The sequence below is a fragment of the Pseudomonas sp. 910_21 genome, assembly GCF_052850735.1.
In genome coordinates, this window is sequence record NZ_VXCY01000011.1 from 114,559 (window position 1) to 126,922 (window position 12,364).

The following is a 12,364-nucleotide window of genomic DNA, read 5'->3' on the forward strand; positions in this document are numbered from 1 at the left end:
GCTTGTCCTTAAGCTGGAAGGGGCAAAAAAACGCTTGGGAGAACGCTACCCGCAGATGCTAGAGAGAGGGGAGGCCGCTGACTATGGGATGATTCTTGAGGTCCAGGCGAAAGTGCTCTGGTTCCTGTAGTAAAAAGCGAAGCTGGAGCTAGGCCTGATCCAGACTCTGACCGGAGGTACTGCTCAAAGCGCGCAAAGCCTTTGCCCACAAGGCCTGTAGGGGTATCAAGGGCCTGTGCCAGACGTTCTGTCTGGCTACTGGCTTTTTGCTCACTTTGTAGATGCGTTCTTCTACGCAATCAGTACAATCTGCGCTTTTGCCCGCCGAGCAAACTGTCGGCACAACGGCCCAGAGATGCCCCATGCTCATCGGTAGTTATTCCCCCGCACTGGTCGTGATTTCCATTTTTGTGGCGATCCTCGCCTCTTATACCGCTCTCGATCTCACGGGGCGTATTGCCACCACTACAGGCCGTGCGGCCCATCTGTGGATGTGTGGCGGAGCGCTGGCCATGGGTGTTGGCGTGTGGTCGATGCACTTTATCGGCATGCTTGCGTTCGAGCTGCCCATCGACCTGGGCTACGACACCGTGCTGACCGCCTTGTCGTTGCTGATTTCGATCCTGTCCTGCGGTTTTGCCCTGTGGCTGGTGAGTCAGCCGCGCCTGCCGCTGGGGCAGTTGCTGTTCGGCGCCTTGATCATGGGCGCGGGCATCAGCGGCATGCATTACACCGGTATGGCGGCCTTGCGCATGCAGCCGGGCATCGACTACGACCCGAGCCTGTTCGGTGCCTCGCTGCTGATCGCCTTTGGTGCTTCGCTGGCGGCGCTGTGGATTGCCTTTCGTCTGCGCCAGAACACGCCCCATGTTCGGCTTGCGCGTACCGGCGCGGCGATTGTGATGGGGGTTGCCATCGTCGGCATGCACTACACCGGCATGGCCGCGGCGCGGTTTGCCGATGGCAGTTTCTGTGGGGCGGTGGGCAACGGCCTGAGCGGCAAGGGCCTGGACAATCTGGTGCTGATCACCACCCTGGCGGTGCTGATCATCGCCTTGCTGACCTCGGTGCTGGACGCGCGTCTGGAAGCCCGCACCGCGGTGCTGGCGCAGTCCTTGACCGAGGCCAACAAGGAGCTGACCCAGTTGGCCCTGCACGACACCCTGACCGGTTTGCCCAACCGTATCCTGCTGGCGGACCGCATCGATCAGGCCATGCACCGGGTCACCGCCCATGGTGGCTGCTTTGCGCTGATGTTCATCGATCTGGACGGCTTCAAGCCGGTCAATGACGCCTTCGGCCACCACATGGGTGACCAGTTGCTGCGCGAAGTGGCCCAGCGCCTGCGCGAGGACCTGCGCAGCGAAGACACCCTGGCGCGGATCGGTGGCGACGAGTTCGTGCTGTTGGTGCAGCTCGACGAGCCGGAAGATGCCTTGCGCCTGGCGGCGCGCCAGGTGGGCCTGGTGTCCCGTTCGTTCCGCGTGGCCGACCACGACTTGCAGATTTCCGCCAGCATCGGCATTGCGGTGTACCCCGGCAATGGTCTGACCGCCCAGGAACTGTTGATGAACGCCGACGCGGCCATGTATCACGCCAAGGCCACCGGCAAGAACGGCTACAGTTTTTTCGACGCCTCGATGAACACCAATGCCCGGCGCCAACTGCAGTTGCTTCAGGACCTGCGCAATGCCCTGGAGCATCATCAGTTCCGCCTGTATTACCAGCCCAAGTTCGATGCCAGCAATGGCCGTCCGGTGGGGGCCGAGGCCTTGTTGCGCTGGGAGCACCCGCAGCACGGCATGCTGCTGCCGGACAAGTTCATCGAGCTGGCGGAGAAGAGCGGGCTGATCATCGCCATCGGCGACTGGGTGCTGCAGGAAGCCTGCCGGCAGATGCGCGAGTGGTATGTCCTGGGCTATACCCACTGGCGGATCGCCGTGAACCTCTCGGCCCTGCAGTTCTGTCATGTGGGCCTGGTTAAGAGCGTGCAGGGTGCCCTGCAGCGCTATCAATTGCCGGCCAATAACCTGACCCTGGAAATTACCGAGACAACGGCGATGAACGACGCCGATGTCAGCATGATCGTCCTGCAGCAGTTGGCGGACATGGGCGTGGACCTGTCCATCGACGACTTCGGTACCGGCTATTCGAGCCTGATGTACCTCAAGCGTCTGCCGGCCAACGAATTGAAGATCGACCGTGGTTTTGTCCGCGACCTGGAGCATGACAGCGACGACGCGGCCATCGTCTCGGCGATTGTCGCCCTGGGCCAGGCCCTGGGCCTGCGTATTGTCGCCGAGGGCGTGGAGACCGGGGTGCAGCAGACCTTCCTCACCCAGCTGGGCTGCGACTCGTTGCAAGGCTATTACCTGGGCCACCCGCTGCCGCCCGAAGGCTTCATGCAGGGCATCCAGCTGGCTGAACACAAGTCCTGACTACGGCCCTGAGCGCGTACCTGGGCTGCAGTTGCTGCGACCTTTGGATAGGGGCTGATTGATGTCACTGCGGTTTTCATCGCTGCCGGTGCAGTGTTTAATGACGGGCGTTGAAACGATCAGTCAGGGAGTCGGCAGCATGGACAAAGTCATCGTCATCACCGGTGGCGGGCGGGGAATCGGCGCAGCCACGGCGTTGTTGGCTGCTCAGCAGGGTTTCAAGGTTTGCATCAACTATCAGGCCGACGAACAGTCGGCCCTGCAGGTACTGGAACAGATCCGCGCCCTGGGCGCCCAGGCCATTGCGGTGCGGGCCGATGTCAGCATCGAAGACGAGGTCATTGGCCTGTTTCACCGGGTCGACAACGAACTGGGCCGGGTCACCGCCCTGGTCAACAATGCCGGCACCGTGGGGCACAAGTCCCGTCTCGACGAAATGTCCGAATTTCGTATCCAGAAGATCATGAAGACCAATGTCATGGGGCCGATCCTCTGCGCCAAGCACGCGGTGCTGCGCATGTCGCCGCGCCATGGCGGGCAGGGCGGCAGCATCGTCAACGTGTCGTCGGTGGCGGCGCGCCTGGGTTCTCCCGGCGAGTATGTCGACTACGCCGCGTCCAAGGGCGCGCTGGACACCTTTACCATTGGCCTGTCCAAGGAAGTGGCGGGCGAGGGCATCCGCGTCAATGCGGTGCGCCCGGGCTACATCTACACCGATTTTCACGCCCTGAGCGGCGATGCCGACCGGGTCAGCAAATTGGAAACTGCCATTCCCATGGGCCGTGGCGGCCGCCCGGACGAAGTGGCCGAAGCGATTGTCTGGCTGCTGTCGGACAAAGCCTCCTATGCCACCGGCACCTTCCTCGACCTGGGCGGCGGCCGCTGAGCCCCTCCGATTGACCGCAGGAGCCGGCTTGCCTGCGAAGCGGCCCTTGAGCCTTGCGCCGTGCTTGCGGACGCCTTCGCTGGCAAGCCAGCTCCTACGGTTTCCCTTCGAGCTTCTGGTCTAACCCGTAGGAGCCGGCTTGCCGGCGAAGCGGCCCTTGAGTCTTGCGCCGCGCTTGCGGATGCCTTCGCTGGCAGGCCAGCTCCTACATTCCCTGGCGTCGGCCGGGGCCGATCAGTAAGGCCAGCAACAGCCCCAGCACGCTGATGCCAAAGCTCATCGCCAACGGCATTACGTAACCCAGAGTTTCCTCCGGGCGGGTGCAGCTGTAGCCAAATCCATAGCCTTGTTCATCCGCCCAGACGCCCGGTGTGGCGCTCACGTCCACTGGCGCCGAAGGCTCGGGTTGCTCATTGGAGAACCCCAGGTTCGAATGGCTCACGCTGCGCATCGCCAGCTGTTCGATAGCCTGCAACTGGGCGTCGTTACAGCGGTTCTGCGCCCAGCTGCCGACCACCACCAGGGCAGACAGCAGAAGCAGCAGCGGCACCGGGTAATAACGCCGGGTCCGCAGCAGGGGCGCTACCAGCAGCCCGGCCAGGAAGCCGGCCAGCAGCAGATTGGCCCAGTACCACCCTCCGCCTTCCCAGCTTGGCGGCATCAGGTGCACCAGCAGCGGGGGCAGCACAACGCGAGCGAACAGCAGGCACAGGGTGGCCGCGAGCAGGGTGATCAGCAGGGTCTTGATCCAGGACTTCATGGGCAATGCATAACCTGTGTGGAGGGGAGGTAGACGGGGCGTATCAGTCTTGTGCCACTCGCTGGGGTATCGGCGGCGGGGTAAAGCGCCGGGCGTATTCGAGCAGGTCCCGGGGGAAGACCATGTGCTCTACCGCGCTGTCGTCCAGGCCGTAGAGGTAGGCCACCGCCGCGGCTTCAAAGGCCCAGTAGCCGAAGTAGGATTCACCGTCCAGGTGGGAGTCGTGCCATGGGGCCTGCTCGAACGCTTCATACCACTGGTCGCAGTACTCCACCAGCAGCGCTCGGGACTCGTCCGCTTGATCGCAGTAGATGGCCCTGATCAGCGGCGTGTAGACCGGGTGGTACCACTCATCGATGTCTGCGCGGTCCGGCAGGCAAGGCTTGAGCAGGTCCTCGATCAGGGTGTCCTCGGCGTGGTAGCCGGCGCGGTCCTGCAGCGCCACCATGCGCGGCAGCAGGTCGCGGCGTTGCAGCAGGATGCACAGGCTGATGACCTGCACGTATTCCTCGTACTGGTCGAGGTAGTCCTCGATGTTCAGCGGCGCGATATCCGGCATTTCATTGCACAGGGCCAGGGTGCGCTGATGCTCCTCGTAGCTGGCGATCAGTGCGTCCAACTCCTGGGCCAGCTCAGGCATGGCCTTGCCGCCGGTGTAGCCCAGGATCAGATGGTCCAGGCGTGCTCGCTTGACCTCCCAGGCCTTGAGCGAGGCTTCCTGCCCGGGGTAGTCCTCTTCCATAGAATGTGTCTGCCAATGGGCTTCGGTACCCGCCAGGAACTCCAGGAGGGTGTGGTACTGCTTGTGCTCGAGAAACACTTGCCTGCGTTGCATGTCAGTACCTGGCCTCAGTGGAAGGGCATCGGCGGCGGGGTAAAGCGTCGGGCGTATTCGAGCATCTCCCGGGGGAAGATCATGTGCTTGACCGCGCTGTCGTCCAGACCGTAGAGGTAGGCCACCGCCGCCGCTTCAAAGGCCCAGTAGCCGAAGTAGGAACCCTCGTCGCCGTCCAGGTGGCTGTCGTGCCATGGGGCCTGCTCGAACGCCTCGTACCACTGGTTGCAGTACTCCACCAGCAGTTCCCGGGGTTCATCCGGATCTTCGGTGTAGATGGCCCGGATCAGGGGCGTGGAGACGTCGTGGAACCACTGATCGACGTCTTCACGATCGGGCAGGTAGGCCTTGAGCAGGTCCTCGATCAGAGTGTCCTGGCCGCCAAAGCCGGCGCGGTCCTGCAGCAGCACCAGACGCGGCAGCAGGTCGCTGCGCTGCAGCAGGATGCACAGGCTGATCACCTGGACATATTCCTCGTACTCGTCGGGGTAGTCTTCGATGTTCAGTGGCGCGATATCTGGCTGTTCCTCATAGCACCCCATCTTGCGCTGGTAGTCTTCGTAGCCTTCGATCACCCCGTCCAGTTCCTGGGCCAGTTGCTCCATGGGCGCACCACCGGTGTAGCCCAGGATCAAGTGGTGCAGGCGCGCGCGGCGGACACTGGAGGCCTTGAGGGAGGCTTCCTGCTCGGGGCTGTCGGCCATCATCGAGTGGGTCTGCCAGTGGGCCTCTTCGCCGGCTAGGCTTTCGAGGTAGTCGTGGTACTGCTTGTGGCTGAGAAACACTTGTCTGCGGTTCATGTCGGTGCCTTGGCTCGGTAGACGCGAATCAGGGAAAAGGGCGCCCGCGAGCGGCGAGGCCCGCAGGGCTTGGTCCAGGAACTGGTGGGCCATTCATCGCCGGCAGGGGGCGGCGTCTAGCCAGGCGCGCTTCAGTCCTGCGCCGCCGATTGGGGAATCGGTGGCGGGGTGAAGCGCCGGGCGTAGTCGAGCATGTCCCGGGGGAAGACCATATGCTTCACCGCGCTGTCGTCCAGGCCGTACAGGTAGGCCACCGCCGCCGCTTCAAAGGCCCAGTAGCCGAAGTAGGAGCCCTCGTCGCCGTCCAGGTGGCTGTCGTACCACGAGGCGTGCTCGAAGGACTGGTACCACTGGTTGCAGTACTCCACCAGCAGCTCCCGAGGCTCGTCCGGGTCTTCGCTGTAGATCGCCCAGATCAGGGGCGAGTAGAGGGTGTGGTACCACTCATCGAGGTCGGCGCGATCCGGCAGGTAGGGCTTGAGCAGATCCTCGATCAGGGTGTCCTCGGCATGGTAGCCGGCACGGTCCTGCAACAGCGCCACCCGCGGCAGCAGGTCGCCGCGCTGCAGCAGGATGCACAGGCTGATGACCTGTACATATTCCTCGTAATCGTGGGGGTAGTCGTCGATGTTCAGCGGCGCGATATTCGGCAGTTCTTCACAAAGTCCCAGCTTGCGCTGGTAGTCCTCGTAGCCTTCGATCACCCCGTCCAGCTCCTGGGCCAAGGCCTCCATGGACGCACCACCGGTGTAGTTCAGGATCAGATGATGCAGGCGTGCGTCCTTGACTTCCGCGGCCTTGAGGGCGGCTTCCTGCTCGGGGCTATCGGCCGTCATCGAGTGCATCTGCCAGCGGGCTTCGGTGCCCGCCAGGCTTTCCAGGTAGCGGTGGTAATGGGCGTGGCTGAGAAACACTTGTCTGCGGTTCATTCGGTGCCTGGCTTCAGTAGACGGGAATCAGGGTGAAGGGCGCCTTGCGCTGCGAGGCTTCCAGCATCAGGGTCGGCAGGTCGACCTCGGCCGGCTCCAGTTCCAGCTCTTCCAGCTCTTCTTCCAGTTGCTGCGGATCGGCCGCCAGGGCCTTGATTGGCAGGCGCAGGTAGGGCCGCGGGTCTTCCCCGTAGTAAATCTTCACCGGGCCTTCAGGGATGCCTTCCAGGCGGGCAAAACCTTCTTCGTCGAGGTTGCCCTCGGCTTGCGAGCCGTCACTGAACACCGCTCGGTAGGCGGCGCCGGGCACCGGTTCCAGGTTGGGGTAGTGCAGGTTCAGCTCCAGCCAGTGGCCTTCACCGGTGAGGTGTTCCAGACCCTGGTTGATGTTCTGGGCGATGCTCGCCGCGTCGTGGGCCCCGGGTTGTGGCGCGGGGGTGAGGGTCGTTGTGCGCGGTTCCAGGGAGGACTGTGGCTTGGGCACCAGAGCCGGGCCGCTGCTGTGGGCGGCGGCCGAGTTGTTGCGCTGCTCGGCGATCCAGGGGGCGATGCGTTCTTGCACCGACACCATGAGGAACTCAGTGTGTTCCTGGGCTTCGTTGAGGTTGTGGATCACCAGACGTTGCTGCTGGGCCGTTAGGTTGTTGAAGATCGAGGAGGCGCGCACGCCGCTGATGATCTCGGGCAGTTCCTCGGCCAGGCGCACTGGGTCCAGGCACTTTTCCAGCAACTGTTCGGGGCTGGTCTTCAGACGGCAGGCCAGCAGGGTGTAGCGGATCAGGTCGAAGAGCTTTTCGGCGTGGCGCTGGGGGGCGCGGTTGATCAGGCGCAGGAGGATCTTCAGGCCTTGCCCGGGGCCGGGAATCCAGCCGATCAGGGCCAGGGCCAGGTCGAAGAAGGCATCTTCCTCGTCCTTGGGGTTGTTGATGGCGTCCAGCTCGAAGATCGCCTGGATGCAGTCGTAGGCGTTGAGTTCCTGGGTCAGCAGTGGCAGGCGGCCGCGCTCGATGGCCTTGATCAGTTCGGTCTTGGCCTCTGGGTAGTCGTCGTAATACAGGTCTTCGACCATGACGTGTTCCTTTCCCTGGAAAATTGGAGCGCGGATGCTGAATGAATTGAGGGGGTGGGGCAAGGTGCTTTGGCGGTTTTTTTATGTTGGGAGGTGTTCATTGTTGTGGTTATGGGGGGCGTTTGGTTTTGTGTGGGTGGTGAGGGGGGCATATCCGTTGCTGCGGGTGGGGCGGGTGGCGGTTTCGCCCTTACGGCGAGTCACTTTGGGGCCCCAAAGTAACCAAAGGGCTTTGCCCCTCCACTCGGTGCCTCGCATAGCGAGGCATGCCCTCACTCCGGCATTGATCCGTGGGCCGCCGCCACCGGCCATCCCTGGCCGGGTGGCGGCTAACCCGGCATCCCTGCCGGGTTACCCACGGATCAATGCCTGCGTTCGGCCATCGTGGTTAACGGGGCGCTCAGATCAAGATCAAAATCAAGAGCGCGACGGCGGCCTTGCGGCCGGCCTGAAGCTGGCGCGGTGTGTAGCGCCCCATGTAGGAGCTGGCTTGCCAGCGAAGGCGTCGGCCCAGGCGCTGCATGTCTCACGGGCCTCTTCGCCGGCAAGCCGGCTCCTACGGGGAGCTACACGGTGTATCTGACTGCTGTAGGAGCTGGCTTGCCAGCGAAGGCGTCGCCCCAGGCGCTGCATGACTTACAGGCCTCTTCGCCGGCAAGCCGGCTCCTACGGAGAACTGCACGGTGTATCTGACTGCTGTAGGAGCTGGCTTGCCAGCGAAGACGTCGGCCCGGGCGGAGCAGGGCTTGCGGGCGCTTTCGCTGGTAAGCCAGCCGCAAATGCGCGGGCTGGTGGGGCGGTTGTGCTCAGAAGGAGCGGATGATGCGGCCCAGGGTTTCCATAGCCTGTTCCGCCGCTTCGTTCCACGGGCTGCCGTAGTTCAGGCGGATGCAGTTGCGAAAGCGCTGGGTCGGGGAAAAGATCGGCCCTGGGGCGATGCTGATGCCTTGGGCCAGGGCCATCTGGAACAATTTCAGTGAGTCCATCTGCGGTGGCAGTTCCAGCCACAGGAAATAGCCGCCCGCCGGCTGGCTGACTCGGGTCTGCGCCGGGAAATAGCGGGCAATCGCTGCCAGCATGGCGCTCTGCTGTTCTTCCAGGGCATAGCGCAGTTTGCGCAGATGGCGGTCGTAGCCGCCGTGCTGCAGGTAGTCGGCAATCGCCGCCTGGGCCGGCATCGAGGCGCACAGCGAGGTCATCAGTTTCAGGCGCTCGATTTTCTGCGCGTAACGCCCGGCGGCGACCCAGCCGATGCGGTAGCCCGGGGCCAGGCTCTTGGCGAACGAGCCGCAGTGCATCACCAGGCCCTCGGTGTCGAAGGCCTTGGCCGGTTTTGGCGCTTGCTGGCCGTAGTACAGCTCGGCGTAGACGTCGTCTTCGATCAGCGGCACTTGATGCTGGCGCAGCAGCTCCACCAGCTCCTGCTTCTTGGCCTCGGGCATGCTCGCGCCCATGGGGTTCTGGAAGTTGGTCATGCACCAGCAGGCCTTGATCGGGTGCCGCTCCAGGGTCTGGGCCAGGACTCCGAGGTCGATGCCGTCCCGCGGGTGCACGGGAATTTCCACCGCCTTGAGCTTGAGCCGTTCCAGCACTTGCAGGCTGGCATAGAAGGCCGGGGCTTCGATGGCCACCAGATCGCCCGGCTCGGTCACGGCCTGCAGGCACAGGTTCAGGGCCTCCAGGGCGCCGTTGGTGATCAGCAGCTCCTCCATGGGCAGCATCAGCCCGGCCACCATGTAGCGCAGGGCGATCTGGCGGCGCAGTTGCGGGTTGCCTGGGGACATGTCGGTGACCACCACCCGCGGGTCCATCTCGCGGCTGGCGCTGGCCAGGGAGCGGGACAGGCGTTGCAGGGGGAACAGGGTCGGGCTGGGGAAAGCCGAGCCGAAGGGCACGGTGCTCGGGTCCTTGATCGAGTCGAGCACCGAGAACACCAGTTCGCTGACATCGACTTCGGTGGATTCGTTGACTTCGCTGCTGATCACCGGCTCTGAGAACGGGCTGGGTGCGTGAGCATTGACGAAGTAGCCGGAGCGCGGGCGGGCACGGATCAGGCCGCGACGCTCCAGCAGGTAGTAGGCCTGAAACACCGTTGACGGGCTGACCCCATAGGTCTGGCTGGCGTAGCGCACCGAAGGCACGCGCTGGCCGGGGCCCAGGACTCCGGAGCGGATCAGTTCGGCGATGTCGTCGGCGAATTTTTCGTAGCGTTTCATCTGCGGTGCAAGATCCAGTCTGGTCATCGGGTCTAGGTGTTCAGATTCGCAAGGGAAGGCTCGACGACCATGGATGGGCCCATGGCGGCGTCGAGTACAGAGTTCCCGTGGCTCAGGGACGGCAGCAGGCTCCCTGGCCACGGCATTCTAGTGGCTCAGCGGTTCATCGGCGCAACAAAACGGCTCTTGGCGATGGCGTAGACGCTTGGCTCATCGCTGTCGGCGACCTTGAAGCTGATGGCCTGGGAGCTGCTTTGGGCACGATCCTGGGTCATGGCCACCGAGACCGGCAGGTCGGTGATTTCTCCCGGGGCCAGGCTCAGTTCGGTCTTGCCCTGCAGTTCGAAGCCATCGCCATCCACCAGGGCCAGGCGGTAGTTCTGGCGTTCCTGGGTCTTGTTGATGATCTTCAGGCTGTAGATGTTCTCGATCTGCCCCAGGGCGTTTTCGCGGAACAGACCACGGTCCTTGCTCACGTCCAGGGACACCATCGGCCGTTGTACCAGGGCCAGCGCCAGGGCGCCGATCATCACCAGCAGCACTGCGCTGTAGCCCACCAGGCGCGGCCGCAGTAGGTGAGTCTTGCCCCCTTGCAGTTGGTGTTCCGAGGTGTAGGCAATCAGGCCCCGGGCATAGCCCATCTTGTCCATGATCGAGTCGCAGGCGTCGATGCAGGCAGCGCAGCCGATGCATTCCATCTGCAGGCCGTCGCGAATGTCGATACCGGTAGGGCACACCTGCACGCACACCTGGCAGTCGATGCAGTCGCCCAGGCCGACGTCGGCAGGCTTCACATCGCGCTTGCGCGGGCCGCGGCTTTCACCGCGTACCGGGTTGTAGGAGATGGTCAGGGTGTCCTTGTCGAACATCACGCTCTGGAAGCGTGCATAGGGGCACATGTGCATGCACACCGCCTCGCGCAGCCAGCCGGCGTTGATGTAGGTGGCCGCGGCGAAGAACAGCACCCAGAACAGGCTAAGGCCACCGATCTGCAGGGTCAGCAGCTCCTGGGCCAGGGGGCGGATTGGGGTGAAGTAGCCGACGAAGGTCAGGCCGGTGAGCAGGCTGATGCCCAGCCACAAGGTGTGCTTCATCGCCCGGCGGACCAGCTTGTTCAGCCCCCAGGGCGCGGCTTGTAGCTTGATTCGCTGGTTGCGCTCACCCTCGGTGACCTTTTCGCACCACATGAACAGCCAGGTCCACGAACTTTGCGGGCAGGTGTAGCCGCACCAGACCCGGCCGGCGAACACCGTGATGGCGAACAGGCCGAAGGCACAGATGATCAGCAGCGCCGAGAGGAGGATGAAGTCCTGGGGCCAGAAGGTCGCGCCAAAGATGTGGAACTTGCTTTGCGCCAGGTCCCAGAGCACCGCCTGACGGCCGCCCCAGTTCAACCAGACGGTGCCGAAGAACAGCAGGAACAGGAAGCCCGCGCCGGTCATGCGCAGGGTGCGGAACAAACCGCTGAAGCTACGGGTGTAAACGTGTTTGTCGGTGGTCTTCGTCTTCATCTGTTTGGGTTGTGAAGGTTCGAAGTTCTCTACTAATCGGACGGGGATTCTTTCGCTCATGGTCGTTCGCTCATCAGCCTCCATCAGGCCCGGCAACTATGACCATGGATCTGTTTGCATAACAGACTCAGCTATTTGATAAAAAACCGTATCAGATGAGCTTTTACGGTGCCCCTGCGACAACTTGCTGCACCCCCTCAAGCGCCACCAGGGAAGGCCGCAGGGGCCTCTGGCACAGGCCTTCGCGGCGAGCCCTGATCCAGATCAGTCAAATCACCGAATCACCGTCGGTGGCCTTCAGATGGCGCCGACCGTCGGTGGCGCCTGCTACGGTCAAAGCATCGGCTTCTGCTTCGGTGATGTAGATGCGTTCTCCCGCCAGGTCCACCGCCGACATGGATTTGGCACCGTCGGTGATGACGGTCAGAGCACTGGCGGGCAGGTGTTGGTGGAGGGTGTCAGTGTCGATGTAGCAGGTCTGGTTTTCGATGCGCAGGCTCATGATGCGTACCTCTTGGCAATGGGCATACAGATTAGGCTGCGGGGCCTGGCCGGGGTTCGGCAGCGGCGATCAACGGTGGCCGTTGCCGGCCTGCTTGCGCAGGAGTCCGCGTGCAGGAGCCGGCTTGCCGGCGAACGGTCGCGGCACGAGGGCGGCGATCTGACAGGCGCTTTCCCCGGCGCACCGGCTCCTACGGTGTTAGCGCAGACGCTTATCTATGCTTGACCACCACGGGCGGCATGGTGCTGGGCGGGTCGCCCTTGGGCGGCGGGGTGGTTTCCGGAGGTTCCTGCTCGGGAACCGGTTGCGGCTCGCTGGGGGGCAGGGTCGGTTGGTCGATGTTCGGATCGGGAGTTTCTGCCGGGATCGGGATGTTCATCGCTGTGGCCTCCTTTGTGCTTGTCGATGCACGGGCTCC

General features: G+C 63.5%; 11 protein-coding genes. 2 read left to right on the plus strand and 9 right to left on the minus strand.

The window, feature by feature from the left end; genetic code table 11:
• Nucleotides 1-362: 362 nt before the first annotated feature.
• On the plus strand, nt 363-2,438 hold the full coding sequence (locus tag FW796_RS28850) for a putative bifunctional diguanylate cyclase/phosphodiesterase (RefSeq protein ID WP_404936947.1): 2,076 nt from the start codon (nt 363-365) through the stop codon (nt 2,436-2,438).
• A gap of 139 nt (nt 2,439-2,577) precedes the next feature.
• Nucleotides 2,578-3,324: an SDR family oxidoreductase gene (locus FW796_RS28855; protein WP_346634293.1), complete on the plus strand. Its 747-nt coding sequence runs from the start codon at nt 2,578-2,580 to the stop codon at nt 3,322-3,324.
• Between the two features lie 205 nt (nt 3,325-3,529).
• Here FW796_RS28855 and FW796_RS28860 read toward each other — a convergent pair whose 3' ends face one another.
• From FW796_RS28860 to FW796_RS28900, 9 genes are all read right to left on the minus strand, one after another.
• The gene (locus FW796_RS28860) at nt 3,530-4,084 is read right to left on the minus strand and encodes a hypothetical protein (protein WP_446440495.1); all 555 of its coding nucleotides are present in this window, start codon (nt 4,082-4,084) and stop codon (nt 3,530-3,532) included.
• A gap of 43 nt (nt 4,085-4,127) precedes the next feature.
• Complete coding sequence (locus FW796_RS28865) at nt 4,128-4,919, minus strand: PoNe immunity protein domain-containing protein (RefSeq protein ID WP_346634295.1); 792 nt, start codon at nt 4,917-4,919, stop codon at nt 4,128-4,130.
• A gap of 14 nt (nt 4,920-4,933) precedes the next feature.
• Entirely contained in the window at nt 4,934-5,719 is a 786-nt protein-coding gene (locus FW796_RS28870; protein ID WP_346634296.1) for a PoNe immunity protein domain-containing protein, read from the minus strand.
• 131 nt (nt 5,720-5,850) lie between these two features.
• Nucleotides 5,851-6,648 (minus strand): PoNe immunity protein domain-containing protein, encoded by a 798-nt coding sequence (locus tag FW796_RS28875; RefSeq protein ID WP_446440496.1) that lies wholly within the window; start codon nt 6,646-6,648, stop codon nt 5,851-5,853.
• A 13-nt stretch (nt 6,649-6,661) separates the two neighbouring features.
• Nucleotides 6,662-7,717, minus strand: coding sequence for a hypothetical protein (locus FW796_RS28880; RefSeq protein WP_346634298.1), 1,056 nt, complete (start codon nt 7,715-7,717; stop codon nt 6,662-6,664).
• An 806-nt stretch (nt 7,718-8,523) separates the two neighbouring features.
• Complete coding sequence (mapR, locus tag FW796_RS28885) at nt 8,524-9,933, minus strand: GntR family transcriptional regulator MpaR (RefSeq protein ID WP_053151441.1); 1,410 nt, start codon at nt 9,931-9,933, stop codon at nt 8,524-8,526.
• 155 nt (nt 9,934-10,088) lie between these two features.
• The gene (ccoG, locus tag FW796_RS28890) at nt 10,089-11,504 is read right to left on the minus strand and encodes a cytochrome c oxidase accessory protein CcoG (RefSeq protein ID WP_346634299.1); all 1,416 of its coding nucleotides are present in this window, start codon (nt 11,502-11,504) and stop codon (nt 10,089-10,091) included.
• Between the two features lie 208 nt (nt 11,505-11,712).
• Complete coding sequence (locus FW796_RS28895; protein WP_346634300.1) at nt 11,713-11,946, minus strand: DUF3203 family protein; 234 nt, start codon at nt 11,944-11,946, stop codon at nt 11,713-11,715.
• 211 nt (nt 11,947-12,157) lie between these two features.
• On the minus strand, nt 12,158-12,325 hold the full coding sequence (locus FW796_RS28900) for a hypothetical protein (protein ID WP_346634301.1): 168 nt from the start codon (nt 12,323-12,325) through the stop codon (nt 12,158-12,160).
• Nucleotides 12,326-12,364: the final 39 nt, after the last annotated feature.